The sequence below is a fragment of the Mesorhizobium sp. WSM4845 genome (genome assembly GCF_055811455.1).
Genome location: NZ_JBVVQA010000010.1, coordinates 117,246 through 141,831 on the forward strand (window position 1 = coordinate 117,246; position 24,586 = coordinate 141,831).

A 24,586-nucleotide genomic window follows, 5' to 3' on the forward strand; every position below is an offset into this window, starting at 1 on the left:
CCGGCAGAATCGGCTTCTCGTCCCTTTTTTGCTTCCATTCTTTTAACTTCGAGGGGAAGCAGCAACATCTCAGGCGACCGAAAACCCGCGGGAGCGATCCTGCGGGTTTTTGTCTTGGGCCAGAAAGCCATTGTCGCAGGCTGCGGGCCGCAGACGACTTGAACGCGAGCTTTTGGAACTGTCACGGGCGTCAATTCCCTGATGCTGGACGTCCAAAATAGACGAACCCGCGGGATCGCTCCCGCGGGTTCGGTTGTGGATCTCGGCCTCGGAAGGCCAAGCCGCCTCAGCCGTGCGCGAGCACGGCCAGCAGCAGCAGGGCGACGATGTTGGTGATCTTGATCGCCGGGTTGACTGCCGGACCGGCGGTGTCCTTGTAGGGATCGCCGACCGTATCGCCGGTCACCGAGGCCTTGTGCGCCTCGGAGCCCTTGAGATGCTTGACGCCGTCCTTGTCGGTAAAGCCGTCCTCGAACGATTTTTTTGCATTATCCCAGGCGCCGCCGCCAGAGGTCATCGAGATGGCGACGAACAGGCCGTTGACGATGACGCCGAGCAGCGAGGCGCCAAGTGCTGCAAAGGCGGACGCCTTCGAGCCCGAGATCAGCAGCACGCCGAAATAGACGACCAGCGGCGCCAGCACCGGCAGCAGCGACGGAATGATCATTTCCCGGATCGCCGCCTTGGTCAGAAGATCGACCGCACGCGCATAGTTCGGCTTCGAGGTGCCGGCCATGATGCCCGGATCCTCGCGGAACTGCTTGCGCACCTCCTCGACGATGGCGCCCGCCGCACGGCCGACAGCCGTCATGGCGATGCCGCCGAACAGATACGGAATCAGGCCGCCGAAGATCAGACCGGCAACGACGTAAGGGTTGGAGAGGTCGAAAGAGACGTCGCCCATGCCCTGGAAGTAAGGGTATTTGTCGCCATTGGCGGCAAAGAACTTCAGGTCGTTGGAGTAAGCCGCAAACAGCACCAGCGCGCCGAGACCGGCCGAACCGATGGCGTAACCCTTGGTCACCGCCTTGGTGGTGTTGCCGACGGCATCAAGCGCATCGGTCGACTGGCGCACTTCCTTGGGCAAGCCGGCCATTTCGGCAATGCCGCCGGCATTGTCGGTGACCGGGCCGAAGGCGTCGAGCGCAACGATCATGCCGGCAAGACCGAGCATCGTGGTGACTGCGATCGCCGTGCCGTAGAGGCCGGCGAGCTGGTAGGTCGATATGATGCCGCCGACGATGACGATCGCAGGAAGTGCCGTCGATTCCAGCGAGACCGCAAGGCCCTGGATGACGTTGGTGCCGTGACCGGTGACCGAGGCCTGGGCGATGGAGTTCACCGGGCGCTTGTCGGTGCCGGTGTAGTATTCGGTGATCACCACGATGAGGCCGGTCACCAGAAGTCCGATCAGGCCGCAGATGAACAGGTTGGTGCCGGTGATGGCCATGCCGGCGACCGTGCCGATTTCGCCCCAGCCCAAGGTTGCCGAGGTGGCGATGCCGAGGCCGACGATCGACAGCAGGCCCGTGACGATCAGGCCCTTATAGAGCGCGCCCATGATCGAGCCGTTGGAGCCGAGCTTGACGAAGAAGGTGCCGACGATGGAGGTCAGGATGCAGGCGCCGCAGATGGCCAGCGGATAGAGCATCGTGGCGCTGAGAACGGCGGTGCCGCCGAAGAAGATGGCGGCGAGGACCATGGTGGCGACCACGGTCACCGCATAGGTCTCGAACAGGTCGGCGGCCATGCCGGCGCAGTCGCCGACATTGTCGCCGACATTATCGGCGATGGTGGCCGGGTTGCGCGGATCGTCTTCGGGAATGCCGGCTTCGACCTTGCCGACGAGATCGCCGCCGACGTCGGCGCCCTTGGTGAAGATGCCGCCGCCGAGACGGGCGAAGATCGAGATCAGCGAGGCGCCGAAGCCGAGCGAAACCAGCGAGTCGATGACGACGCGGTCGTTGGGCTGGAGGCCCATGAATTGGGTGAGGATCAGATAATAGATCGAGACGCCGAGCAGGGCCAGGCCAGCGACCAGCATGCCGGTGATGGCGCCCGACTTGAAAGCGATCTCGAGGCCGGCTGCGAGGCTGTTGGAAGCCGCCTGCGCGGTGCGCACATTGGCGCGCACCGAGACGTGCATGCCAATGAAGCCGGCGGCGCCCGACAGAACGGCGCCGATCAGGAAGCCGATGGCGGCGGTGATCGAAAGCAGCCACCAGGCGAGCAGCAGGACCATGACGCCGACGATGGCGATGGTGGTGTACTGGCGCGCCAGATAGGCCTGCGCGCCTTCGCGGATGGCCGCGGAAATTTCCTGCATGCGTGCATTGCCCTGATCGGCCGCGAGAACCGATTTTGTCGCCCAGATGGCGTAAAGGACTGAAAGCAGACCGCAGGCGATGACAGCTAAAATTATGGTCATTGCCGGATTTTCCTCGATTGATGACCCAAAAGAACCCCTCCCTGGGCCGTTGAGACGGGGAGCGGATTCCGCGCGCCGAATCCGCTCCCCTCGCATCGGCTTATGCGAAACAGGGCTGCGAACGTCAAGATATTGTTCGGTTTTTGCCCGGCTTTCGCCCAAAAGCCCCGGCTTTCGCCCAAAAGCAATGGCGGCAACACGCTCGCAAGTGCCGCCACCCGATCAGATCGATTGAAATCGGCTGGCGGTTGTCAGCCTTTGCGCAGGTCGCAGTCCAGCCTGACGGCGAAGATCAGCACCGCCAGCATGGTCAAGTAGAACATGAAAGCCTTCTGCTGGCCGTTGCAGACGTTGGACTGCCACACCCGTCGCGAGCCTGATCAGGCAGGCAGAACTTGCAGATAGACAGCGCTCATGCAGCTTTGCAAATATCGGCGGCGCAGCCTATCTTCAGGGTGGAGTTGGAGATGACCGATGAAGTTCAAGGCGATCATTCACGAAGCCGAAGAAGGTGGCTACTGGGCCGAAGTGCCGGCAATTCCCGGCTGCGCGACCCAGGGTGAAACCTTGGACGAACTTGTCGAGAACTTGCGTGAAGCAATCGAAGGCTGCCTCTCGGTAGAGCCGCTATCTTTCACTTCAGAACCCGGCCGGGTCATGGAAATCGCTGTTTGAAGTCCATTTCCGCCGAGATGAGCGAACGCGATAAGCTCTGATCTGTCGCCTACGCCGTCTCCTGCCCCATGCGGCGTGCGGTGTAGCGCTCGATCGCCGACAGCCCGTCATAGATCAGCACGGCAAGCGCGGCGACGATCAGCCCGCCCTGCAGGACGAAGGCGAGATTGTTGGACAACAGACCGGCGATGATCACCTCGCCGAGCGTCCTGGCCGCCACGGTCGAGCCGATCGTCGCAGTGGCGAGGCTGATGACCACCGAAAGCCGGATACCGCCGAGAATGATCGGCGCGCTGAGCGGCAGCTCGACCTTGACCAGCCTTTGCCAGCCGGTCATGCCGGCGCCGCGCGCCGCCTCGACCACATTGGCCGGCAGCGTCGTCAGCCCGGTCAGCGCGTTCTCGAAGATCGGCAGCAGGCCGTAGAGAAACAGCGCGATCAGTGTCGGCTTCTCGCCAAAGCCGACGGCCGGCACGGCCAGCGCCAGCACCGCCACCGGCGGAAAGGTCTGGCCGATATTGACCAGGCTGCGCGACAGCGGCAGGAATTCGACGCCGGCCGGCCGGGTGACCAGGATGGCGAGCGCCACGGCAACGATGGTTGCCGCCACCGTCGCGATCAGCACGGTCCTCAGGTGCAGCAGCATCAGCGTCAACAGGCTGCCCTGGTTGTAGATTGCCGGCGCGTTGCTCTCGGTCAGCGGCTTCAGCAGCGGCTCGAACCAACCCGGATTGGTCACGAACGCAATGAGCAGCACGACCAGGGCAAGCCTGAGCAGTGACGGAAGCCAGGCTTTTACACCGGCCTCTTTCATGCCGGCCTCGCCGCGCGTTTCACCAGCCCATCCACAGTCACGCGGCCGAGCGGCTTGCCATCCGCGCCTGTCACCGGCAACGCCGGGCGTCCCGACCACAACAGTTCGGCCAGCGCATCGCGCTGGCTGGCGTCGGCGGGGATCGCCTCGCCTTCGGCGGTGCCCGTCTCCACGGCGTCGCGCACCCGGCCGAGCGACAGCAGCCTGAACGGCTTTTCGCTGGCGCCGACCAGGGTCTCGACGAAGGCGCTGGCCGGCTTCGCCAGGATCTCGGCGGGCCTGGCATATTGCACCAGCTTGCCGGCATCCATCACCGCGATCTTGTCGCCCATACGCACCGCCTCCTCCATGTCATGGGTGACGAGGATGATGGTGGTGCCGAAGCGCTTCTGGATCGCCCGAAGGTCCTCCTGCGCCTTGTTGCGGATGATCGGGTCGAGCGCGCCGAACGGCTCGTCCATCAACAGCACGTTCGGCTCCGCGGCAAGTGCCCTGGCGACGCCGACGCGCTGCTGCTGGCCGCCGGAGAGCTCGTGCGGATAGCGTGGCCCGAACGCCTGGGGATCGAGCTGGTAGAGCGTCATCAACTCGTCGACACGGCGCTTGGTGCGGGCCGCGTCCCAGCCGAGCAGCACCGGCACGGTGGCGATGTTCTGTGCCACGGTGCGATGCGGAAACAGCCCATGGCCCTGGATGGCGTAGCCGATGCTGCGGCGCAGCTCGTAGCCGGGCAGCGAGCGGTTGTCGGCGCCGTCGAGCCTGATCACGCCGGCGGTCGGCTCGACCAGCCGGTTGATCATGCGCAGCAGCGTCGTCTTGCCGGAGCCGGAGGTGCCGACGATGACGGCGATGGTGCGCGGCTCGATCATCATCGACACGTCCTCGACGACGGTCGTCGCGTCATAGCGCTTGGTAATGCCTTCGATCTCGATCATGCCGGTTGTGCCTCGCGTCGCCTGGTGGAGGTCATTTCGATCAATGCATCGAGAATGATGGCGGCGGCAAAGGCCAGGGCCACCGTCGGCACGGCGCCGAGCAGCACCAGGTCCATCGCCGTCTGGCCAACGCCCTGGAACACGAACACGCCGAAACCGCCGCCGCCGATCAGCGCGGCAATGGTGGCAAGGCCGATGTTCTGCACCAGCACGATGCGGATGCCGGTGAGGATCACCGGGAAGGCCAGTGGAAATTCGACGCCGAACAGGCGCTGGCGCTCGGTCATGCCCATGCCGCGTGCGGCATCGTTGGCGGCGCGCGGCACGCCGGCAAGACCGACCACGGTGTTGGCCACAACCGGCAGCAGCGAATAGAGGAACAGGGCGACGAAGGCGGGCGCGGTGCCGATGCCGCGAATGCCGAGGGAGGCCGCGCCGGGCACATGCGTGGCGACCCAGCCGAGCGGCGCGATCAACAGGCCGAACAGAGCGATCGAGGGAATGGTCTGGATGATGTTCAGCACGTTGAGCACGCCGGCCCGCAATTTTTCGACGCGGTGGCAGAGGATGCCAAGCGGCAAGCCTGCTATCACCGCCGCCGCCAGCGAGCCCAGCGCCAGCGTCACATGCTTGGAGCCTTCGGCCCAAAAACTGTCGGCACGGTTGGCGTATTCCTTGAGAATCGACAGACTGTTCCAGCTGCCCGAGACCAGCAGCAGGCCGATCGCCGCTGCCGCGACGACGAGCACGCCGATCCGCGCCGATGGCGACAGGTTCAGCCTCGTCAGCCCATCGGCGAGCAACAGCGTAAAGGCGAAGATAAGCAGCCAGAAACCCGAAGCCGGCGAGATGCGGGCAAAGCTGTTGCCCTCAGGCGTCAGGAAGCTGCCGGCGACGCCGATCAGCAGCGCCAGTGCGGCAAGCGCGACCACGCTGGCGGCCAGGCGCGGTACCAGCGGCGTTTTCAGCAAGGCGACGACCGCCGCAACGACGACGACTGCAAGCAGCAGCGGCCCCAGCGTCGGCGGCAGCGCTTCAAGAATCGAGCGCGCCTCGCCCGGCACGATGCGATTGGCGCGCAAGGTGGCAAAGGGCGCCGCGAAGGCGGCATAGGCAACGATCGCGGCGATGACCACGCCGAGCTTGTCGAAGCGGGTGGTCATGGCGCGCCTCGCACCGGCGTCATTTTCAAACGGGCTGACTACTTCAAAAACCCGTTCTTCTTCAAAAAGTCTTCGGCGACGCCTTTGACCGGCTCGCCGCCGACCTGAACGCGGCCGTTCAGTTCCTGCAGGGTGACGAGGTCGAGCTTGGCGAAGACCGGCTTCAGCAGCGTCTCGATTTCGGGGTGCTCCTTCAGCACTGCCTCGCGGATGATCGGCGCCGGCTCGTAGACCGGCTGCACGCCCTTGTCGTCTTCGAGCACGACCAGGCCCGACGGCGCGATGCCGCCGTCGGTGCCGTAGACCATGGCGGCGTTGGCGCCGTTGGTCTGGTTCGCCGCGGCGGCGATGGTCGCCGCCGTATCGCCGCCAGAGAGCGTGATCAGCTGGTCCGGCTTAAGCGTGAAGCCATAGGTGGTCTGGAAAGCCGGCAGCGCGGCAGCCGAATTGACGAATTCGGCCGAGGCCGCCAGCACCACCTGACCGCCGCCGGAGACATATTTGCCGAAGTCGGACAGCGTCGCCAGCTTGTTGGTCTCGGCGACATCCTTGCGCAGCGCAATCGCCCAGGTGTTGTTGGCCGGCGACGGCGACAGCCAGACGATCTTGTTGGCGTCGTAGTCGAGCTTCTTGGCCGTTTCATAGCCCTTGGCGGCATCCTTCCACACCGGATCGTCGGCCTTTTCGAAGAAGAAGGCGGCATTGCCGGTGTATTCCGGATAGATGTCGATCTCGCCGGCGGTGATCGCCTTGCGCACCACAGGGGTGCCGCCGAGCTGGATGCGGTCGGTGGTCTGGATATTGTTGGCGTTCAGCACCAGCTGGATGATGTTGCCGAGCACGCCGCCTTCGGTGTCTATCTTCGACGACACGACCACCTGAGCGCTCGCCGAGGCTGCGGTGATGCCGAGCGCCAGTGCCGCGCCGGCCAGAACCTTGACTGAAAACATTTCACAAATCCCTTGCTGAGAACCGGACTGCGGCTGCCGCATATGAGCATGGCTTCAATGCCCCGTCGGGGCACACGGTTTCATAAGAAGGGGGATGGGGGCAATAATTTTGTTCGGATGCGGGTGAATCCGCTGCTGTCTGATCCCGACAGCGTCATGTCACTACAGCGCGTCGCGTCCGTTTGGACGCGCAAAGGACGCTGTAGCATTATTGATTTGCGCATGGTCCTTTCCGAACCTTTGGTTCGGGGTCATGAGCTGGTCGGCCGCGCGGTCATCTTCAGCACGCCCAGCGCCACGAAGCACAACACCGTCACCGGGAAGATGATCCAGTTCAGCATCTCCCAGCCCCAGGCGTTGTAGACCGCGCCCGACATCAGCGAGGCGAAGGCGACGGAGCCGAACAGGACGAAGTCGTGAAAACCCTGGACCTTGGCCTTTTCCGATGGCCGGTAGCTGTCGGCGACCATGGCGGTGGCGCCGATGAAGCCGAAATTCCAGCCAAGGCCGAGCAGGATCAGCGCCGTCCAGAACTGCCACAGTGCCAGGCCCGACAGCGCTACCACGGCGCAGCCGATCAGCAGCACAAGGCCGGTTGCGACAATCCGTTCGGCGCCGAAGCGATAGATCAGCGAGCCGGTGAAGAAGCTCGGCGCGAACATCGCCATGACATGCCAGGAAATGCCGAGCGTGGCGTCGTCCGTCGACAGGCCGCAGCCGACCATGGCGAGCGGCGCGCCGGTCATGACGAAGCTCATCAGCGCATAGCTGCCGACAGCGCAAAACAGCGCCGCAACGAAACGCGGCCTGGTGACGATCTCGGCGAGCGGCCGCGCGTCGCTGTCGGCGATTTCCGCTTTGCCCGTCGCCTTGGCCGGGATGCGCAGCAACGACAGGATGGCGGCGCCGACCGCCGCCAGCACCAGGATGGAGGCAAACGAGCCGGCAAACATCACCGGCGCAAACAATTCGCGGGTGAAGATGACGATCTGCGGCCCAAGGATGGCGGTGACGATGCCGCCGGCCAGCACGAAGGAGATGGCGCGCGCCTTGAATTCAGCCGGCGCGTTGTCGGCGGCGGCGAAGCGGAATTGCTGGACGAAGGCACCGCCGATGCCGATCACCAGCAGGCCGAAGGCGAACAGCCAGAAGCTGGCGTAAAATAGCGCCAGCGTGGCGACCAGACCGCCGAGCGCAGTGACGATCGTCCCGGTTATGAAGCCGTCGCGCTGGCCGAGCCGGCGGATGATGGCGGCGGCCGGCAGGGCGCCGAGCGCCACGCCGACGTTGAAGCCGGTGATCGGCGCCGTCGCCAGCGACTTGTCGGTTCCGAGCAGATAGTGCCCGGCCAACCCACCCACGGAAATGGCGATGGGTGCAGCCGAACCGATGATCGCCTGCGAAGCGGCAAGGATGAGCGCCGTGCGGCGCGCTTCCCTGCCGGCCTCGGCGATAGCGACGGCCGTCATGAAGCGTCCTTGCCACGCCCTTCGCCGCGCACCCGGCGCGACACGCGATCGAGCACCGCGTTGACCAGCTTCGGCTCGTCTTCTTCGTAAAACGCCTTGGCGATATCGACATATTCCGAGACGATGACAGCCACCGGAACGTCCTCGCGCTTCATCAGCTCGTAGACGCCGGCGCGCAATATGGCGCGCAGCGTCGAATCGAGCCTGGACAACGGCCAGTCCTCGGTCAGCGCCTGGCGGATGATCGGATCGATCGTCTTCTGGTTCTCGACGACGCCGGCGAGGATGGCGCGAAACCATTGCGCGTCGGCCTCGCGATAGAGCGCGCCGTCGACTTCCTTGCCGAGCCTGAACGCCTCGTATTCGGCGGTGATCTCGAAGACGCCGCTGCCGGCCACATCCATCTGGTAGAGCGCCTGCACGGCGGCCAGACGGGCTGCACCGCGCTTGTTGGCGTGGCGCACCGCGGGCTGGCCGGGCGATGCGGGTTCGCTCACGACCGCTCTCCCAACTGTTGCTTGAGGGCGATCATGGTCAGCGCCGCACGCGCGGCAAAGCCGCCCTTGTCGCCTTCCGAACGCCTGGCCCGCGTCCAGGCCTGCTCGTCATTTTCGGTGGTCAGGATGCCGTTGCCGATGCAGACCGCTTCCTGCACGGACAGATCCATCAGGGCACGGCTCGATTCATTGGCGACGATGTCGAAATGATAGGTGTCGCCGCGCACGATGGTGCCGAGGGCGACAAAGCCGTCATAGCTCGGCCCGCCTTCGGCGGCGCCGTCGAGGGCGAAGGAAATCACCGCGGGAATTTCGAGCGAGCCCGGAACGGTGACGACGTCGTATGTCGCGCCCGCTTCCTCGAGCGCGCTTGTCGCGCCTTCGAGCAGCGCGTCGGCAAGGTCGTCGTGGAAGCGTGCCTCGATGACAAGAAGGTGGGCCTTCTTCTTCGGGCGAATGAACGCTTTGCCGTGTTGGGATGTGCCAGCCATAGATGTCTCCGGGATCGCCGGTGACTTAGGCCGAAGCCGGTTTGATCGCAAGCAGAAGATTGGTGGAGATGCGGACGTGCCTGATTATTGGTTTCCTCCGAAGCCGGCGCTGCCCCTCGTTGCCCTGCCGGGCATTTCTCCCCGTAAACGGGGCGAAAGAGGCTGGCCGCATCGCCGGCGCCCTTCTTGCAACGCTGGTGATTGGCGAAACCATCGATCACAGCGCCCCTCGCCCCGTTTACGGGGAGAGGTCGCCGGCAGGCGGTGAGGGGCAGCGCCAACGGAACGGAACGGAACAAGGCGCCAATCGGATCCGAGGTGCTCGTCCTGTTCGGACAACCGTATGAATCCACGCCGCTCTCCGGCAGGGCCATCAAAGCCCCTCTTTCGCGGCCTCCGCCAAGCGTGCCGCGTAGCGGGCCATGGTGTCGATCTCCAGATTGACGCGGTCGCCGACCTGGCGTTCGCCCCAGGTGGTCATGGTCAGCGAGTGATGGATCAAGAGCACGTCGAAGCGGGTGCCTTCGACCTTGTTGACGGTGAGCGAGTTGCCGTCGAGCGCGACGGAACCCTTGGGTGCGATGAATCTGGCCAGGTCGCGCGGCGCTTCCAGCGTAAAGCGCACGGCATCCCCCTCCTCCTTGCGCGCAACGATCTCGGCCATGCCGTCGACATGGCCTGAAACGATGTGGCCACCGAGTTCGTCGCCGATCTTCAGCGGCCGCTCCAGATTGATCCTGGTGCCGGATTTCCAGCCCATCGCCGTCGTCAGCCTGAGTGCCTCTTCCCAGGCCTCGACCTCGAACCAGCGCGCGTTGGCGCCGCTTTCCGGCAGCGCAGTCACCGTGAGGCAGACGCCGCCGCAGGAAATCGAAGCCCCAATGGCGATCGTCTGCGGGTCATAGGCGGTGTCGATGCGCAAGCCGACGCCCTCTCTCAGCGGCTTGACGGCAGCGACGGTGCCGACATCGGTGACAATCCCGGTAAACATCAGACTCTGGCTTCTTGGTTGGCCATGATCTTTTCCGAAAACCGGTTCCCACGTTTCGGGATCATGTCTTTCAGTTTGACCATGTTCTTGTCCAAAAACCGGCTCCACTTTTCAGGATCATGGTCTTCTTGGTTGCCCATGATCTTTTCCGAAAACCGGTTCCCACTTTTCGGGATCATGGTCTTATCCACTCGGCGTAGCTGTCTTCGCCGAAACGCATGTCGCGCAATTTGCGAAATCCTGCCGGGATATGGTCGGCGTCGATGGGCGATACAATGCCGCTCCTGCCGATCGGCTCCTGCCCCTGGAACAGCACGATGCGGTCGACCAGCCCTTCGGCGAGGAAGGCCTTGGCCACCTTGGCGCCGCCCTCGACCAGCACGCTCGCCATGCCGAGTGCGGCAAGATCCTCAAGCAGTTCCGGCAGCGCAATATCGCCTTCATACGTCTCGGTGCCGATGAAGCGCACGCCGGCTCGTTCGAGCGCGGCGCGCCGGTGCGGATCGGCTTCGGCACAGGCGGCGACATAGAGCGGAACCCGGTCGAGGCCAACGACCAGTTTCGACGTCTCCGGCAGCCTGATCTGGCGGTCGAGCACGATGCGCGCCGGCGAGCGGTTCTCCAGCCCCGGCAACCGCACCGTCAGCGCGGGATCGTCCTCCAGCGCCGTGCCGATGCCGATCAACACGCCGTCGGCTTCGGCGCGCATCAGATAGACTTCGCGCCGGGCGATGTCGCCGGTTATCGAGACCTGCCCCGCGCCTTCCATGCCGATCTTGCCATCGCTGGAAATCGCAAGTTTCAGGATCACTTCCGGACGTTTTTTCAGAGATCGAATGAGATAGCCGGCCATCTGCTCGGCGGCTTCTGCCACGAGCACCTTTTCGACCACTTCGACACCGGCGGCACGCAGGATCGCATAGCCGTTGCCGGACACGCGTGGATCGGGGTCGCTCGCAGCCCCAACCACCCGCGCGACGCCGGCATTGACCAGTGCACTGGCGCAAGGCGGGGTGCGGCCATGGTGGGCGCAGGGCTCCAATGTGACATAGGCGGTGGCGCCGCGTGCGAGCTCGCCGGCCTCCGCCAGCGCCTCGGTCTCGGCATGTGGCCGGCCGCCGACAGCGGTGACGCCGGTGCCGACGATCATCGGCCCGGTGCCGTCGTCGCGCACGATCAGCGTGCCGACGGAAGGGTTGGTCGAGGTCCGTCCGGCGTTTTTCCGCGACAGCCTCAGTGCCGCCGCCATGAAGCGGCGATCAAGAACCTCTTGCTCGGCTTGGCTGCGCCTTGCCATGCTCAGCCGGCGTCCTCTTCCTTGAGCTCGTCACCTTTCAGTTCACCCAGCACGTCGTGAAAATCCTTGGCCTCGCGGAAATTGCGATAGACCGAGGCGAAGCGGACATAGGCGACGTCGTCGAGCGACTTCAGTGCCTCCATCACCAGGCGGCCGACCTCGCCCGAGGCGACCTCGGTCTCGCCGGAGCTTTCGAGCTGGCGCACGATGCCGGTCACCGCGCGGTCGATGCGCTCGGGATCGACATTGCGCTTGCGCACCGCGATCTCGACCGAGCGCAGCAGCTTGTCGCGGTCGAACGGCACCTTGCGTCCGGACTTCTTCACCACCACGAGGTCGCGCAACTGCACGCGCTCGAAGGTGGTGAAGCGGCCGCCGCAATCGGGGCAGACGCGCCGCCTGCGGATCGCCGCGCCGTCTTCGGCGGGGCGCGAATCCTTCACCTGCGTATCTTCGGACTGGCAGTAGGGACAGCGCATGGGCAGCCTTGTGTTCGCGAATCTCGTGGAGCGAAGGCTTAGAGGTTTTTGCCGCGATGGCAAAGTATCGGTCGCGCCTCAGAGATAGCGAGGCGCGGGGAAAATTGCCAGCATCAACGGCAATACCGGCCGATTACGGCGCGACGTCAGCAGTCGGGAACCCACATGACACGCCGAGGCTGCGATAGGCCTTGGTGAAGCCGTCCATCGATACGGTCGCGACCGGCGTGTCGGCGAATATGACGTCGAGCGCGCTGGCGCGGCGCATGGCACGCAGCAGCGCCAGGCTGATCTCGGGCTTGTTGTTCAACATCCATTTTCCGCTGGCACCGGCCATGGCATCGACGGTCGCCTTGACCTTGCCGTTGCCATCGCCGAACACCGCCGGAATGTTCTCGCCAGTCGGCAAGTCCTTATTCTTCATGGCGATGACGAGGGTCGGATAGCCATTGGGCGGCAGTGCATCACCGTTCGAGATGGCAAGCGTGAGCGTGCCGCTGGTACCGCTCGCGTCGAGAAAGGCGGTCGAGGCGACGCAGGTCTTGCGCAGATCCTCACCGGTATCGATCTCGTCCACAGTGGTGGACCAGTTGCCGAAGGTTTCGGTCTTCGGTGCGGCTGGGGTGGGCGCAGACTGTGCCAGGGCGGCGGACGGCAAGCTGGTTAATGTGACCAACAACACGCCAAGCGCGCCCAAGCCAGCGACACCGAAAATCTGCATCATCGTCAAGGCTCCTGTCCGGACTCCGCCCCCGCTGAAAAAGTGCTCCTCGTCCGGCCGATAAGGGCGACACTTTGCGTGAGCTCAACCGAGATAGGGATAGAGCGGAAAACGATCCGTCAACGCGGCCACCTTCGCCTTCACCGCTGCTTCGACGGCTGCATTGCCCTCATCGGAATTCGCGGCCTTGAGCCCGTCCAGCACCTCGGCGATCAGCTTGCCGATCTCGCGGAACTCGGCCTGGCCGAAACCGCGCGTGGTGCCAGCCGGCGTGCCGAGGCGCACGCCCGAGGTGACGAACGGCTTTTCGGGATCGAAAGGGATGCCGTTCTTGTTGCAGGTGATGTTGGCACGGCCAAGCGCTGCCTCGGCACGCTTGCCGGTGGCGTTCTTCGGCCTGAGGTCAACGAGCATAAGATGGTTGTCGGTGCCGCCGGAGACGATGTCGAGGCCGGTTTCCTGCAGGCTGGAGGCCAGCGCCTTGGCGTTGGCGGCAACGCTCTCGGCATAGATCTTGAAGCTTGGCTTCAGCGCTTCGCCCAGGGCCACCGCCTTGGCGGCGATGACATGCATCAGCGGACCACCCTGCAGGCCTGGAAACACCGCCGAGTTCATCTTCTTGGCGATGTCCTCGTCATTGCACAGGATCATGCCGCCGCGCGGGCCACGCAGCGACTTGTGCGTGGTGGTGGTGACCACATGGGCGTATGGCAGCGGCGACGGATGTACGCCACCGGCGACCAGGCCGGCGATGTGTGCCATGTCGACCATCAGATAGGCGCCGATCGAATCGGCGATCTCGCGAAAACGCTTCCAGTCCCAGACGCGCGAATAGGCAGTGCCGCCGGCCAGGATCAGCTTCGGCCTGGTCTCGTGGGCGGTCTTCTCGATCGCGTCCATGTCGAGCAGGTGATCGTCCCTGCGAACGCCGTAGGAAACGACCTTGAACCATTTGCCGCTCATGTTGACCGGCGAACCGTGCGTCAGGTGGCCACCAGAATTCAGGTCGAGCCCCATGAAGGTGTCGCCGGGCTGCAGCAGCGCCAAAAAGACCGCCTGGTTCATCTGGCTGCCGGAATTCGGTTGGACATTGGCGAAGTTGCAGCCGAACAGCTTTTTGGCGCGCTCGATGGCCAGGTCCTCGGCCACGTCGACGAACTGGCACCCGCCATAGTAGCGCTTGCCTGGATAGCCCTCGGCGTATTTGTTGGTCATGACCGACCCCTGCGCTTCCAGAACGGCGCGGGAGACGATGTTTTCCGAAGCGATCAGCTCGATCTCGTGGCGCTGGCGGCCGAGTTCGTTGCGGATCGCGCCGAAAATCTCCAGATCGGCATCGGCAAGGGTGGTTTCGAAGAAGGATTCGAATTTGTTCGACACTGCCGCTGCTGTTGCCATGCTTGAGATCCTTGTCGTCCGGGGGGTCTGCCGCGCCATTAACACAGTTGCTTTCGCCCCGCCACGTTTGCGGCGCGAAATTTGCTGGTCGGATTGCGGCAGCGAGGCGAAGAGCCACCTATTTCCTCGCCTTGCCGGCCGTTCAGCAAGGCCTCGCGACGTCACCAGGGCCAGCAGAGGACTTTCACCTCCAAGTCATTGACCGGCTACCATCCCGGCCAAACGGTGCTTGCGCACCACGCGCGATGCCTGGCGCACATCAAAAAGGCCGCCTCGATGGCGGCCTTTCATCAATTCAATAACATCAATGGCTTAGAGCGCAGATGTGATCTGCAGCTCGTTGGCTCCGTCGAGCCCGTAGATGTCGTCGCGGAACTGCACGACGCCAGTCCCCGTCGACCAGGCCGAGATGTAGAGGAAAAAGACCGGCACCGGATTGGTGACCTGCACCGGGATGTTCTCGCCGCTCTTGATCGACGCCTCGAAATGCTGGCGGCTCCAGCCCGGCGTGTCGCGCAGGATCCAGGTGACGAGGTCGCGCACGTTCTGGACGCGCACGCAGCCTGAGGAATCGAAGCGCATCATTTTGCCGAACAGGCTCTGCTGCGGCGTGTCGTGCATGTAGACGCCGTCCGGGCTCGGGAAATTGATCTTGACCGAGGCCATCGCATTGCCGGCGCCCGGATCCTGGCGAAAGCGGTATTTCTCCGCGTCGTCGGTCGACCAGTCGACGGTTAGTGGATCGACCTCGCTGCCATCCGGTGCGAACAGCCGGATCTTGCTGTCCTTGAGATAGTTGGGGTCCTTCCGCATCAGCGGAATGATGTCCTTGCGCACGATCGAGACCGGCGCGTTCCAGTAAGGATTGACGATGATCTCGTTGATCTTGGAATCGACGATCGGCGTCTGGCGATCGATCTTCCCGACAACGGCGGTGTGGCGCAGCACGACGCGGTCGTTCTCGACCGCTTCGATCTGGGCGCCAGGGATATCGACCAATACATAGCGGTTGCCCAGCGTGCCGGCGCGTTCGTTCAGCCGCTGCAGATTGGTCTGCAGCTGGCCAAGCCGGACCTGCGCCGAGACATTCATCGCCGCATAGCTATATTGGCCCAGGGTGCCGTCGGAAGGCAGTCCATGACGCGCCTGGAAGCGCTTGACCGCCGCATCGACATAGGAATCGAAGGCCTCTGAAAGGCCGGCGCTCTGCGCCAGGTCGCCCGAAACCATCAAGCGCCTGCGCAATGGCACCACGTCGGGATCGATGACGCCGAGTTGCAATTTCTTGGTGTCCGGGACCTGCTCCCAGCCGCCTTGCGCGACAATGTTCTGATACTGCGCGATAGCCTGCTCGGTGTACGCAACGGTCTGCAGGCTGACGATCGGCAGCGTCGAGGCCACCTTGCCGCCCTCGCTGGCGCGCGCGTCGAACTGGTCGTTCCAGTTGCCGCGGCCCGAGGATTTCAGGATGTCCGCGATCACGTCCTGCGCGCTGGCGCCACCGGCAACCATCGTCGCGGCCAACGCGGAGGCTCCGGAAAGGAAGAAACGGCGACTGGTTCTCATGTACGCTCCAGATAGTCCTGTAACAGTTTTTTCACCGGGCGATCCGCCCGCATGCTAGGCTCGGCCCACTCTAAGGTTGGCGCCCTTAACAATTAGCCAACCATGCCCCACTCGCTTCTGTGCGAAAACGCGCCGGGCGCGACGCGCCTTCACTGAGGCGGTTGGCGGGCAGACGGATTGGCTCGCGCCGCTACATCACCCGCATTCTCGCTTCCACCGGGAATATGGCGGCAACGTGACCCTGACCGCGATTTGGATCGGCTGGCCTCACGAAACGCAAAGACCGATGCTTTTCGGCACCGGTCTTTTGGATCGCTCTCCGACCGCGCCTGTGGCGCGGTTGCATGCGATGGACATGCTTTACATGCGATAGGCGATGGTGTCGTTCCAGAAGCGGTCGAGGCGCTGCAGGGCGCGGTTCATTTGCTTGAATTCTTCCGTGTTGATGCCGCCGACCTGCTCGATCGAGCCGACATGACGCTCGTAGAGGCCGGCTACGACTTCCGCCACCTCACTGCCCTTCGGCGTCAGCGAGACCCGCACCGAACGGCGGTCGATGCGCGAGCGCTGGTGGTTGATGAAGCCGAGATCGACCAGCTTCTTCAGATTGTAGGAGACGTTCGAGCCGAGATAATAGCCGCGCGAGCGCAGCTCGCCGGCGGTCAGTTCCGAATTGCCGATATTGAAGAGCAGCAGCGCCTGGATGGCGTTGATATCGGAACGGCCGTTGCGGTCGAATTCGTCCTTGATCACGTCAAGCAGGCGGCGGTGCAGCCGTTCCACCAGCTGCAGCGATTCCATGTACAGCGAACGGATCGCCTCGCGGCGGTCATCGGATACGTTGGCGGTCTTCGCCGCCGGGCGGGAATTGATCATTGTCTTTGCCTCTCGTTTGTCGCCTGGTGATTTTTTGTTTTTCACCTTGATCGCGACACTATCGAATACTCATAAAATTCGACTTAAACGCTAGGGCTAACAAGAGCTTACCGGTAATAGGTTTCGAAAGAGGCTTAACGAAGGGTCACCCCAACAAGGATGATTAACCTAAAGATTTAGCCAATGATTGCGGGCGGTAATTTGCCCCGTCCAACCGCAGGCGTGGGCTATTCTTGTAGAGCATCGGTCCGATGCTCTATTGCCGGCTCCGGCGCTTCTGCATCCAGATCACCACGCGAAAGACGATGTAGAGCAGCGCCACCGCCGCATGCGAGGCGAGGATCAGCGGCCGGTGACCGAAGAGTTCGGGAAAGCCGGCATGCATGACGGTCTCGGTCGCCGCGCAGATGAACCAGATCACCGGCCCCCAGGAGGCCAGCATCCACAGACCGGCGGCGGCGAAGGGAAAGAAGACGGCGAGCGTCACCGCCGCCACCTGCCAATGCACCGGCATCAGGTCGAAGCGCCACAACGAGCCGGGATAGAAGCCGATCAGCCGGATCCAGTACAAAATCCCGAACAACAGACAGTAGGCTGAGATGACGCGCTGAAACCAGGCGAAGATGACCTCGGCCGTCGAGGGCTGGAGCACGACGCGTCTCGACGTGACCTCGCTCACAGCGTGAGTTCCCGTTCGCCGAGCGGAGCGAAATAGGCATCGACGTCGGCAGCACCGACGTCGTCGATACCAGCCGGCCGCCATTGCGGCGTCGAGCCCTTGTCGATGATGGCGGCGCGGATGCCTTCGTAGAAATCGTGGCCGGCAAGCATGCGGTTGAGGATGCGGAACTCCATCCGCATGCACTCGTCCATCGACAGCGTCAGCCCGGCGCTGATCTCGCGCCAGGCAACATGCAGGCTGGTCGGCGAGCGGGTGCGGATCGTCGCCAGCGTCTTCGCCGCGAACGCGTCTGCGGGTGCGGCGCGCTCCAGGCTGCCGATGATGTCGCTCAGCGACGGCTGCGCGAAATGGCGGGCGATGGCTTCCAGTGTCGGACTGTCCGTTTCGCGCCGGGCCGGGACGGAAAAGCCGCGCAGCGCCGCTTCAGGGTCGCCTGTCGCAACCAGCCGGTCGAGAAAGCCGGCCTGATCCTGCGCCTTGATCGTGTTCGTCGCCAGGCCCGACCACAAAACGTCGCCATAGCGGATGCGGATTCCGGTCAGGGCCAGATACATGCCGAAGCTGCCACCGAGGCCCGGCAACAGATGACTGGCGCCGACATCCGGGAAAAAGCCGATGCCGACTTCCGGCATGGCGAACTGGGCGTTCTCGGTCAGCAGCCGATGCGAGCCGTGGAACGAGATGCCGACGCCGCCGCCCATGACGATGCCGTCGATCAGCGCGACATAGGGTTTTTCGAACCGCGCGATGCGGGCGTTCAGCCGGTATTCGTCGGCGAAGAAATCGACCGGCGGCTTTCCCACCCGGCCGGCCTCGTAGATGTGGAGGATGTCGCCGCCGGCCGAAAACGCCCTGCCCCCGGCCTTGACGACGACAACATCGACGCCGTCGTCGCGCTCCCAGGCGCGCAGCGCCTTGTCGAGCGCCTTGACCATGCGATGGGTGACGGCATTGAGCGCCTGCGGCCGCGTCAGCGTGACGACGCCGACGCTGCCCAGTCGTTCGAAGCGGATCTCGTTGCCGCCGCCAAAATCCATCGCCTAAAGAATCCCTCGCCCAATGCCGCCGGGACTGAAGTGCTAAAGCGTGGCGCATGGCTGCGTCAATGCCAAGCCGCAATCCTGTCCGGCAACAACGGTCGGGAACTCGTATACCGGTATCCAGCTTGTGCCTGGCACTATCGTGCCGCATTGGTCAGCGGCGGAGGCTCGTGTTAAAAGCCGCCAATCCGGAGTTTTGGCGATGAACAAATTCACCCCAGCAAAGCCTGCCGGCGCGCGCAGCGTCGACGAGATCACCGGCAGTCGCCGTTTGCGCCGCATGCGCAAGGCCGACTGGTCGCGCCGCCTCGTGCAGGAGAACCGGCTCTCCGTCGACGATCTGATCTGGCCGATCTTCGTCGTCGATGGGAACAATATCCGCGAACCGATCGCCGCAATGCCTGGTGTCTTCCGCCTGTCGCTCGACCTTGCCGTCAAGGAGGCCGAGCGCGCGGCAAAGCTCGGCATTCCGGCGATCGCCACCTTCCCCAATGTCGAGCTCGGCCTGCGCGACCAGACCGGCTCGCACATCCTCGATCCGGAAAACGTCATCAACCGCGCCACGCGCGCCATCAAGCGCGCAGTGCCCGAGATCGGCATCATCACCGATGCGGCGCTCGATCCCTTCACCTCGCACGGCCACGACGGCATCTTGCGTGACGGCATCATCGTCAACGACCAGACCGTGGAGCAGGTGACGGCGGCTGCCGTCATCCAGGCTTCTGCCGGCGCCGATATCATTGCCCCTTCCGACATGATGGACGGCCGCATCGGCGCCATCCGCGATGCGCTCGACGCCAATGGTTTTCAGGATGTGGCGATCATGTCCTACGCGACGAAATTCGCCTCCGCCTTCTACGGACCCTATCGCGAGGCGGTCGGCACCGCCGGCCTGCTCAAGGGCGATAAGAAGACCTACTATCTCGACCATGCCAATTCCGACGAGGCCGTGCGCGAGGCCGAGCAGGACCTCGCCGAGGGCGCCGACATGCTGATGGTCAAGCCCGGCCTGCCCTATCTCGACATCATCCGCAGGCTGAAGGACGAATTCCGCATGCCGACCTTCGCCTATCAGGTGTCGGGCGAATATTCGATGATCAAGGCGGCCGCCGCCAATGGCTGGATCGACGGCGACAAGGCGATGCTGGAATCGCTGCTCGCCTTCAAGCGCGCCGGCTGCGACGGCATTCTCACCTATTTCGCGCCTGAAGTGGCGGCGATGCTGAAGGGATGATGTGCATCTGTAGCGCCTAAATTTGGTCCTTCGTCCAAGCGCGCCATGGCCGCCGCAGGGCAAGCGTTTCAGGTTTGCGCTGCCCCTCATTGCCCTGCCGGGCATTTCTCCCCGTATAGTGACGGGGAGAAAGACGCCTTCGCAGAGGATTTCGCCAATCTCCAACATTGCAGAAGGCGAGCCGAGGTTGCGGCCAGCCCCTTCGCCCCGTCACTATACGGGGAGAAGGTGCCGGCAGGCGGATGAGGGGCGGCACCGACATCGACAATTGCTTATTCCAACACGAGTCGAAGCTTCTTTTACTGAATCCCTAGCGGCCGCCGGCCACCTCCACTCCTAAAATACCGCTTGCAAAATGCAATCAGTCTGGCTAATAACAACTGCTTGCATTTCACAACTGGATTAGAGGGAGGTCCTCATGTCAAAGCTTCGCGTCAACGCTTTCACCGTATCTATCGACGGCTTCGGCGCCGGTCCCGACCAGGACCTGAAAGAGCCGCTGGGCGTCGGCGGGGAAGCCCTGCACACATGGATGTTCGGCACCCGAAGCTTCCGCAACATGTCCGGCGAAGAGGACGGGACCACGGATACCGACGACGCGTTCGTAACGCGCAGCTTCGAAAACATCGGCGCGTGGATCATGGGCCGCAACATGTTCGGACCGATCCGCGGCGCTTGGCCCGATGACACCTGGAAGGGCTGGTGGGGAGACAATCCGCCCTACCATGTGCCGGTTTTCGTACTCACCCACCATCCGCGGGAACCTATCGTCATGGAGGGCGGCACGACTTTCCATTTCGTGACCAACGGCATTCACTCGGCGCTGGAAAAGGCAAAAGCCGCGGCTGACGGCAAGGATGTCCGGCTCGGCGGCGGCGTCGCCACGATCCGGCAATATCTGAGGGAAAAGCTCATCGACGACATGCATCTGGCGATATCGCCGATGCTGCTCGGCTCAGGCGAGAACCTTTTTGCCGGCATTGACATGGTCAAACTCGGCTACCGCTGCAGCGAGCAGGTGGGCACGCCGAATGCCATGCATGTCACCATCGAGCGGGCGTGAGCCTGGTTAAGTTCCCCCTTCTCCCCTTGTGGGAGAAGGTGGCCGAGCGAAGCTCGGTCGGATGAGGGGTGTTCCAGCTTGGCGCAGACCTACGTTCAAATCGGGCGCACAGCGCCAGGATCACCAGCGCCTCATTTCTTCCAACACCCCTCTTCCGTCTCGGCGCTGCGCGCCGATCCACCTTCTCCCACAAGGGGAGAAGGAAGAGGCGCGCTCCTCAATACTTCTCCGGAACATACAGCTCGCGCGGCAGCACCTGGCGCTCGTATTCTGGATTGAAGACGCGATCGGGCAGCGTGATCTCTTCGTGCGGCACTTCCTCATAAGGCATCTGCTTGAGGAGATGATCGATGCAATTCAGCCGCGCCCGCTTCTTGTCGTTGCCCTCGACGATGAACCAGGGGGCTTCGGGAATGTTGGTGCGGGCGAAGGTCTCTTCCTTGGCCTTGGTATACTGTTCCCAGCGCACGCGCGACTGCAGGTCCATCGGCGACAGCTTCCACTGCTTCATCGGATCATGGATGCGCATCTGAAAGCGCATCTGCTGCTCCTCGTCGGTGATGGAGAACCAGTATTTGACCACGGTGATGCCGGAGCGGACCAGCATGCGCTCGAACTCCGGCACGTCGCGAAAAAACTCCTCGACCTGGTCCGGCTCGGCGAAGCCCATCACACGTTCGACGCCGGACCGGTTATACCAGGAGCGGTCGAACAGCACGATCTCGCCGCCTGCCGGCAGATGCGGCACGTAGCGCTGAAAATACCATTGCGATTTCTCGCGCTCGGTCGGCGCCGGAAGTGCGACGACGCGGCAGATGCGCGGATTGAGCCGCTGGGTGATGCGCTTGATGACGCCCCCCTTGCCGGCCGAATCGCGGCCCTCGAAAACCACCACCAGCTTCTTCCTGGTGTAAGCCACCCAGGACTGCAGCTTGATCAATTCGGATTGCAGCGTGATCAGGTCGCGAAAATATTGCAGGCGATCCATCGAGGGCGGATGCGCGTTCTTGTAGATCTTGGCGATTTCCAGCGACAGCGCCGGTTCCGACATCTCCAGCTCGTAGTCCTCGTCGAGCGTGTCGGCGAGTTCCGCTTCCAGCCAGTCCCTGGCGGGAGAATTCTGTTTTGCTTCGGTCATTTATGCTGCTCCGCGTGCACGCCCGCGTCGGCCTCGGCCTGCCGGCCGAGATCGGACACCTTGAGCCGACTTGCATATAGGCCGGCAATGACGGTTTTATTGCAGCCGGCCCGCACGCCGGTCGCCCAACTCCGCGAGATGGGATCGATCAGCCTCCTGGCACACACGACAAGCGGCTCGAATTGTCCTACAAATGCCAGGTTTCCCCGAGCAACCTTCAAAACACTCTTTTCAACGCAATCGCGAGGATCTGACATGGAATACCGCACACTCGGCCGTTCCGGGCTGAAGGTTTCGACGCTGACCATGGGCACCATGACTTTTGGCGGCGCTGGCGCATTTTCGGCGGTCGGCAAGACCGATCTCGACGAGGCACGCCGGATGATCGACCTCTGCATCGATGTCGGCATCAATCTCATCGACACCGCCAATGTCTATTCGAACGGGCTTTCGGAAGAGATCATCGGCGAAGCGCTCGGCGGCAAACGCAAGGGCGATGTGCTGATCGCCTCCAAGGCGCGCATGCGGATCGGCGACGGTCCCAACGATGAGGGCCTGTCGCGCTATCATCTGATCCGAGAGTGCGAGAAGAGCCTGAAGCGCCTCAGGACCGACGTCATCGACATCTATTTCCTGCACGAATGGGACGGCACGACGCCGCTCGAAGAGACCATCGCCGCGCTCGACACGCTCGTCAGCCAGGGCAAGATCCGCTATGTCGGCTGCTCCAACTATTCCGGCTGGCAAGTGATGAAGGCGCTGGGGATCAGCGACCGCCAGCACCAGCCGCGCTTCGTCACCCAGCAAATCCACTACACGCTGGAAGCGCGCGAAGCCGAATATGAACTGCTGCCGATCTCGGTCGACCAGGGGCTTGGCGTGCTGGTATGGAGCCCGCTCGCCGGTGGACTGCTGTCCGGCAAATACCACCGCGACCAGGCCACCGCCCGCCAGATCAGCGGCTGGACCGAACCGCCGATCCGCGACGAGAACCGGCTGTGGCGGATCGTCGACCTGCTTGCCCATATCGGCGAGAACCATGGCGTTTCGGCGGCGCAGGTGGCGCTTGCCTGGCTGCTCGGCCGGCCCGCAGTCAGTTCGCTGGTGATCGGCGGACGGACCGAAGCGCAGTTCAAGGACAATATCGCCGCAGCCAGCCTGGTGCTGACCAGCGATGAGCGCGCACGCCTCGACGCTGTGAGCCGCCCGCCGGTTCTCTATCCCTATTGGCACCAGCAATTCACGGCAAAAGACCGGTTTGGTCCGGCCGATCTGGTTCTTGACCGGGAAGACATCTGACAACGATCCGGATCAGCTCGAAGTCGCCGCGGGCTTAGCCTGAAATAAAACGCCAGACATCGGGATCAGGCTCGATCTGGCCGCTGAGCACGAAATATTTGTAGAGCACGAGCAAGCAGATCGCCTGCTCGGCCCGCTCGTCGGCGAACTTGCGGCAATAGGCGTTGGCGGCGGCAACGATGCGTTCGGCCTCAGTCGGATGCCGTTCGAGATATTGCACCCGCTCGGCAAGATCCGTGAAATCGGGTTCGAGCGGCACATAGTGAACACCAGCCACGAGTTCGCTTTCGGCGAACCATGTCTCATATGTCGGTGGCATCAGGCACAGCGAATTCGAACTCATGACCCATTTCAAGTTGGTCGCCACATCGTTGCCTTCGAGCGAAATGATGTAGCGACAGCGCCGCTGCTGGTCGATGCTCAGATAAGACTTGCGATATTCCGGCGCTGCCGTCGGTTTGGGCGTTCCGACATCGCAAAAGGGCAGATCGCGCGCAACCTCCAGAAGCAAGGTCCTTATCGGGTTGTTGAGCTCGCCGCGCCACACCGCAACCGGAAGCTTGTCCGCGAAGGCTACATCGTCGGCGGGCATGTGGAAGTGGCGGAACTTGTTGAGCTTGAACAGCACCCCGTTGCTGTTGTCGCCGGCGATCGGCCGATCCTTGACGATCGACGGCATCGCAGGCACGTCGACGACGTCGCCGAATTCGAGATCGATGCGCAAATCGGGATCGAAGTAGCGGGTAAATTCCTTCAGATCGTAGTAATACATGCTCCGGCCTCTCGGTAGCCGGCTGACCGGCACGGCCCCGCCGCTCGGCGCGAAAGCGTCCTGCAATCTGTTGTAGCAGTTGAGACGCGCGCGGACCGATCCGTCCGAAAGCCTGGCCTGATCGAGCAACCCGGCGAGCCTGCGGCGGAACAGCGCCTGCGGTGCGATATCGCGCACGGCATTGCGCGCATAGTAGAATAGCTTCTGTGCGTTTCTTTGAAGGGTGGCCATCGGTCACTTGGTGAAAAATCGGCTTGTGATTTGCCCCCCGGTCCCTCCTACACCATTGTGCCGGCTATCTTGCAAGCCACGGAACCGTGTTCAGCCGGCCTGCCTGGCTGTCCATGGAGCCGATCGCTCTTTGCGGTGTTGTGTTTGTAGCCCAATGCTCCTAGGCAGGGCTAAGAACCTTTGGGATTGTGAAAGGAAGAGATATGGCGCGAGCACCGAATTACGGCCAGGAACGCAAGGAACGCGACCGGCAGAAGGCTGCCAAGAAGGCGGAAAAGCAAGCGGCCAAGGTTGCAGCCAAGGAACGTTCGAAGCCGGAAGACGAGACCACGTCCGAGACCGAAACGGAAACCGCAGAGTAAACTGCAGGGCAATCG

Annotated in this window: 26 protein-coding genes; 5 read left to right on the plus strand and 21 right to left on the minus strand. The window is 63.2% G+C overall.

Features of this window, described 5'->3' with window-relative positions:
• Positions 1 to 286: 286 nt before the first annotated feature.
• Both AC0L2C_RS14220 and AC0L2C_RS14225 read right to left on the minus strand, forming a co-directional pair.
• Positions 287 to 2,428 carry a sodium-translocating pyrophosphatase gene (locus AC0L2C_RS14220; protein ID WP_128175974.1) on the minus strand — a complete coding sequence of 714 codons (2,142 nt, stop codon included), beginning with the start codon at positions 2,426 to 2,428 and terminating at the stop codon, positions 287 to 289.
• A 251-nt stretch (positions 2,429 to 2,679) separates the two neighbouring features.
• A complete protein-coding gene (locus tag AC0L2C_RS14225; RefSeq protein ID WP_128175976.1) occupies positions 2,680 to 2,793 on the minus strand; it encodes a DUF2165 family protein in 114 nt (37 codons plus the stop codon).
• A 109-nt stretch (positions 2,794 to 2,902) separates the two neighbouring features.
• Here AC0L2C_RS14225 and AC0L2C_RS14230 point away from each other — a divergent pair, with 109 nt between their 5' ends.
• Positions 2,903 to 3,103 carry a type II toxin-antitoxin system HicB family antitoxin gene (locus AC0L2C_RS14230; protein WP_023798395.1) on the plus strand — a complete coding sequence of 67 codons (201 nt, stop codon included), beginning with the start codon at positions 2,903 to 2,905 and terminating at the stop codon, positions 3,101 to 3,103.
• A 49-nt stretch (positions 3,104 to 3,152) separates the two neighbouring features.
• Here AC0L2C_RS14230 and AC0L2C_RS14235 read toward each other — a convergent pair whose 3' ends face one another.
• From AC0L2C_RS14235 to AC0L2C_RS14315, 17 genes are all read right to left on the minus strand, one after another.
• Positions 3,153 to 3,917, minus strand: coding sequence for an ABC transporter permease (locus tag AC0L2C_RS14235; RefSeq protein ID WP_128246704.1), 765 nt, complete (start codon positions 3,915 to 3,917; stop codon positions 3,153 to 3,155).
• Positions 3,914 to 4,852: an ABC transporter ATP-binding protein gene (locus AC0L2C_RS14240; protein WP_473523612.1), complete on the minus strand. Its 939-nt coding sequence runs from the start codon at positions 4,850 to 4,852 to the stop codon at positions 3,914 to 3,916. Before AC0L2C_RS14240 ends, AC0L2C_RS14235 begins: the two co-directional genes overlap by 4 nt.
• The gene (locus AC0L2C_RS14245; RefSeq protein WP_287221734.1) at positions 4,849 to 6,015 is read right to left on the minus strand and encodes an ABC transporter permease; all 1,167 of its coding nucleotides are present in this window, start codon (positions 6,013 to 6,015) and stop codon (positions 4,849 to 4,851) included. Before AC0L2C_RS14245 ends, AC0L2C_RS14240 begins: the two co-directional genes overlap by 4 nt.
• A 38-nt stretch (positions 6,016 to 6,053) precedes the next feature.
• The gene (gene osmF, locus AC0L2C_RS14250) at positions 6,054 to 6,965 is read right to left on the minus strand and encodes a glycine betaine ABC transporter substrate-binding protein OsmF (protein ID WP_473523613.1); all 912 of its coding nucleotides are present in this window, start codon (positions 6,963 to 6,965) and stop codon (positions 6,054 to 6,056) included.
• Positions 6,966 to 7,216: 251 nt separating this feature from the next.
• Positions 7,217 to 8,434 (minus strand): MFS transporter, encoded by a 1,218-nt coding sequence (locus AC0L2C_RS14255; protein ID WP_473523614.1) that lies wholly within the window; start codon positions 8,432 to 8,434, stop codon positions 7,217 to 7,219.
• On the minus strand, positions 8,431 to 8,931 hold the full coding sequence (nusB, locus tag AC0L2C_RS14260) for a transcription antitermination factor NusB (RefSeq protein WP_023798402.1): 501 nt from the start codon (positions 8,929 to 8,931) through the stop codon (positions 8,431 to 8,433). Before nusB ends, AC0L2C_RS14255 begins: the two co-directional genes overlap by 4 nt.
• On the minus strand, positions 8,928 to 9,422 hold the full coding sequence (gene ribH / locus AC0L2C_RS14265; protein WP_091591567.1) for a 6,7-dimethyl-8-ribityllumazine synthase: 495 nt from the start codon (positions 9,420 to 9,422) through the stop codon (positions 8,928 to 8,930). The genes nusB and ribH overlap by 4 nt, the downstream gene beginning before the upstream one ends.
• A gap of 373 nt (positions 9,423 to 9,795) precedes the next feature.
• A complete protein-coding gene (locus AC0L2C_RS14270; protein WP_473523615.1) occupies positions 9,796 to 10,413 on the minus strand; it encodes a riboflavin synthase in 618 nt (205 codons plus the stop codon).
• A complete protein-coding gene (locus AC0L2C_RS14275; protein WP_473523616.1) occupies positions 10,413 to 10,592 on the minus strand; it encodes a hypothetical protein in 180 nt (59 codons plus the stop codon). Before AC0L2C_RS14275 ends, AC0L2C_RS14270 begins: the two co-directional genes overlap by 1 nt.
• Positions 10,589 to 11,710 carry a bifunctional diaminohydroxyphosphoribosylaminopyrimidine deaminase/5-amino-6-(5-phosphoribosylamino)uracil reductase RibD gene (gene ribD / locus AC0L2C_RS14280; protein ID WP_473523617.1) on the minus strand — a complete coding sequence of 374 codons (1,122 nt, stop codon included), beginning with the start codon at positions 11,708 to 11,710 and terminating at the stop codon, positions 10,589 to 10,591. Before ribD ends, AC0L2C_RS14275 begins: the two co-directional genes overlap by 4 nt.
• Before the next feature lie 2 nt (positions 11,711 to 11,712).
• Complete coding sequence (gene nrdR / locus AC0L2C_RS14285; RefSeq protein ID WP_023798407.1) at positions 11,713 to 12,189, minus strand: transcriptional regulator NrdR; 477 nt, start codon at positions 12,187 to 12,189, stop codon at positions 11,713 to 11,715.
• 133 nt (positions 12,190 to 12,322) lie between these two features.
• Entirely contained in the window at positions 12,323 to 12,913 is a 591-nt protein-coding gene (locus tag AC0L2C_RS14290) for an invasion associated locus B family protein (RefSeq protein ID WP_353842942.1), read from the minus strand.
• An 81-nt stretch (positions 12,914 to 12,994) separates the two neighbouring features.
• Complete coding sequence (gene glyA / locus AC0L2C_RS14295; protein WP_287237386.1) at positions 12,995 to 14,308, minus strand: serine hydroxymethyltransferase; 1,314 nt, start codon at positions 14,306 to 14,308, stop codon at positions 12,995 to 12,997.
• Positions 14,309 to 14,620: 312 nt separating this feature from the next.
• A complete protein-coding gene (locus AC0L2C_RS14300) occupies positions 14,621 to 15,874 on the minus strand; it encodes a L,D-transpeptidase family protein (protein ID WP_287237385.1) in 1,254 nt (417 codons plus the stop codon).
• A gap of 360 nt (positions 15,875 to 16,234) precedes the next feature.
• On the minus strand, positions 16,235 to 16,750 hold the full coding sequence (gene ldtR / locus AC0L2C_RS14305; RefSeq protein ID WP_027154640.1) for a transcriptional regulator LdtR: 516 nt from the start codon (positions 16,748 to 16,750) through the stop codon (positions 16,235 to 16,237).
• A 256-nt stretch (positions 16,751 to 17,006) separates the two neighbouring features.
• Positions 17,007 to 17,429: a DUF6163 family protein gene (locus tag AC0L2C_RS14310; protein ID WP_287237383.1), complete on the minus strand. Its 423-nt coding sequence runs from the start codon at positions 17,427 to 17,429 to the stop codon at positions 17,007 to 17,009.
• Positions 17,426 to 18,469, minus strand: a complete 1,044-nt coding sequence (locus AC0L2C_RS14315) for an enoyl-CoA hydratase/isomerase family protein (protein ID WP_287237382.1) — start codon at positions 18,467 to 18,469, stop codon at positions 17,426 to 17,428. The genes AC0L2C_RS14310 and AC0L2C_RS14315 overlap by 4 nt, the downstream gene beginning before the upstream one ends.
• 205 nt (positions 18,470 to 18,674) lie before the next feature.
• Here AC0L2C_RS14315 and hemB point away from each other — a divergent pair, with 205 nt between their 5' ends.
• Both hemB and AC0L2C_RS14325 read left to right on the plus strand, forming a co-directional pair.
• Positions 18,675 to 19,706: a porphobilinogen synthase gene (hemB, locus tag AC0L2C_RS14320; RefSeq protein ID WP_287237380.1), complete on the plus strand. Its 1,032-nt coding sequence runs from the start codon at positions 18,675 to 18,677 to the stop codon at positions 19,704 to 19,706.
• A 418-nt stretch (positions 19,707 to 20,124) separates the two neighbouring features.
• Positions 20,125 to 20,769, plus strand: a complete 645-nt coding sequence (locus AC0L2C_RS14325; RefSeq protein ID WP_287237379.1) for a dihydrofolate reductase family protein — start codon at positions 20,125 to 20,127, stop codon at positions 20,767 to 20,769.
• 217 nt (positions 20,770 to 20,986) lie between these two features.
• Here AC0L2C_RS14325 and ppk2 read toward each other — a convergent pair whose 3' ends face one another.
• The gene (gene ppk2 / locus AC0L2C_RS14330) at positions 20,987 to 21,907 is read right to left on the minus strand and encodes a polyphosphate kinase 2 (RefSeq protein ID WP_287241815.1); all 921 of its coding nucleotides are present in this window, start codon (positions 21,905 to 21,907) and stop codon (positions 20,987 to 20,989) included.
• Between the two features lie 255 nt (positions 21,908 to 22,162).
• Here ppk2 and AC0L2C_RS14335 point away from each other — a divergent pair, with 255 nt between their 5' ends.
• A complete protein-coding gene (locus AC0L2C_RS14335; protein WP_473523618.1) occupies positions 22,163 to 23,206 on the plus strand; it encodes an aldo/keto reductase in 1,044 nt (347 codons plus the stop codon).
• A gap of 34 nt (positions 23,207 to 23,240) precedes the next feature.
• Here the strand turns inward: AC0L2C_RS14335 and AC0L2C_RS14340 are convergent, their stop codons facing one another.
• Positions 23,241 to 24,209, minus strand: coding sequence for a glycosyl transferase family 90 (locus AC0L2C_RS14340; RefSeq protein ID WP_473523619.1), 969 nt, complete (start codon positions 24,207 to 24,209; stop codon positions 23,241 to 23,243).
• A 203-nt stretch (positions 24,210 to 24,412) separates the two neighbouring features.
• Here AC0L2C_RS14340 and AC0L2C_RS14345 point away from each other — a divergent pair, with 203 nt between their 5' ends.
• Positions 24,413 to 24,571: a hypothetical protein gene (locus tag AC0L2C_RS14345; protein ID WP_023798419.1), complete on the plus strand. Its 159-nt coding sequence runs from the start codon at positions 24,413 to 24,415 to the stop codon at positions 24,569 to 24,571.
• Positions 24,572 to 24,586 lie beyond the last annotated feature (15 nt).

What these genes read in the sequence shown, in the direction of transcription:
- AC0L2C_RS14220 (WP_128175974.1), bottom strand. Translation starts at nt 2,428, where the DNA reads ATGACCATAATTTTAGCTGTCATCGCCTGCGGTCTGCTTTCAGTCCTT.
- AC0L2C_RS14230 (WP_023798395.1), top strand. Translation starts at nt 2,903, where the DNA reads ATGAAGTTCAAGGCGATCATTCACGAAGCCGAAGAAGGTGGCTACTGG.
- AC0L2C_RS14235 (WP_128246704.1), bottom strand. Translation starts at nt 3,917, where the DNA reads ATGAAAGAGGCCGGTGTAAAAGCCTGGCTTCCGTCACTGCTCAGGCTT.
- AC0L2C_RS14240 (WP_473523612.1), bottom strand. Translation starts at nt 4,852, where the DNA reads ATGATCGAGATCGAAGGCATTACCAAGCGCTATGACGCGACGACCGTC.
- AC0L2C_RS14245 (WP_287221734.1), bottom strand. Translation starts at nt 6,015, where the DNA reads ATGACCACCCGCTTCGACAAGCTCGGCGTGGTCATCGCCGCGATCGTT.
- osmF (WP_473523613.1), bottom strand. Translation starts at nt 6,965, where the DNA reads ATGTTTTCAGTCAAGGTTCTGGCCGGCGCGGCACTGGCGCTCGGCATC.
- AC0L2C_RS14255 (WP_473523614.1), bottom strand. Translation starts at nt 8,434, where the DNA reads ATGACGGCCGTCGCTATCGCCGAGGCCGGCAGGGAAGCGCGCCGCACG.
- ribH (WP_091591567.1), bottom strand. Translation starts at nt 9,422, where the DNA reads ATGGCTGGCACATCCCAACACGGCAAAGCGTTCATTCGCCCGAAGAAG.
- AC0L2C_RS14270 (WP_473523615.1), bottom strand. Translation starts at nt 10,413, where the DNA reads ATGTTTACCGGGATTGTCACCGATGTCGGCACCGTCGCTGCCGTCAAG.
- AC0L2C_RS14275 (WP_473523616.1), bottom strand. Translation starts at nt 10,592, where the DNA reads ATGATCCCGAAAAGTGGGAACCGGTTTTCGGAAAAGATCATGGGCAAC.
- ribD (WP_473523617.1), bottom strand. Translation starts at nt 11,710, where the DNA reads ATGGCAAGGCGCAGCCAAGCCGAGCAAGAGGTTCTTGATCGCCGCTTC.
- nrdR (WP_023798407.1), bottom strand. Translation starts at nt 12,189, where the DNA reads ATGCGCTGTCCCTACTGCCAGTCCGAAGATACGCAGGTGAAGGATTCG.
- AC0L2C_RS14290 (WP_353842942.1), bottom strand. Translation starts at nt 12,913, where the DNA reads ATGATGCAGATTTTCGGTGTCGCTGGCTTGGGCGCGCTTGGCGTGTTG.
- glyA (WP_287237386.1), bottom strand. Translation starts at nt 14,308, where the DNA reads ATGGCAACAGCAGCGGCAGTGTCGAACAAATTCGAATCCTTCTTCGAA.
- AC0L2C_RS14300 (WP_287237385.1), bottom strand. Translation starts at nt 15,874, where the DNA reads ATGAGAACCAGTCGCCGTTTCTTCCTTTCCGGAGCCTCCGCGTTGGCC.
- ldtR (WP_027154640.1), bottom strand. Translation starts at nt 16,750, where the DNA reads ATGATCAATTCCCGCCCGGCGGCGAAGACCGCCAACGTATCCGATGAC.
- AC0L2C_RS14315 (WP_287237382.1), bottom strand. Translation starts at nt 18,469, where the DNA reads ATGGATTTTGGCGGCGGCAACGAGATCCGCTTCGAACGACTGGGCAGC.
- hemB (WP_287237380.1), top strand. Translation starts at nt 18,675, where the DNA reads ATGAACAAATTCACCCCAGCAAAGCCTGCCGGCGCGCGCAGCGTCGAC.
- AC0L2C_RS14325 (WP_287237379.1), top strand. Translation starts at nt 20,125, where the DNA reads ATGTCAAAGCTTCGCGTCAACGCTTTCACCGTATCTATCGACGGCTTC.
- ppk2 (WP_287241815.1), bottom strand. Translation starts at nt 21,907, where the DNA reads ATGACCGAAGCAAAACAGAATTCTCCCGCCAGGGACTGGCTGGAAGCG.
- AC0L2C_RS14335 (WP_473523618.1), top strand. Translation starts at nt 22,163, where the DNA reads ATGGAATACCGCACACTCGGCCGTTCCGGGCTGAAGGTTTCGACGCTG.
- AC0L2C_RS14340 (WP_473523619.1), bottom strand. Translation starts at nt 24,209, where the DNA reads ATGGCCACCCTTCAAAGAAACGCACAGAAGCTATTCTACTATGCGCGC.
- AC0L2C_RS14345 (WP_023798419.1), top strand. Translation starts at nt 24,413, where the DNA reads ATGGCGCGAGCACCGAATTACGGCCAGGAACGCAAGGAACGCGACCGG.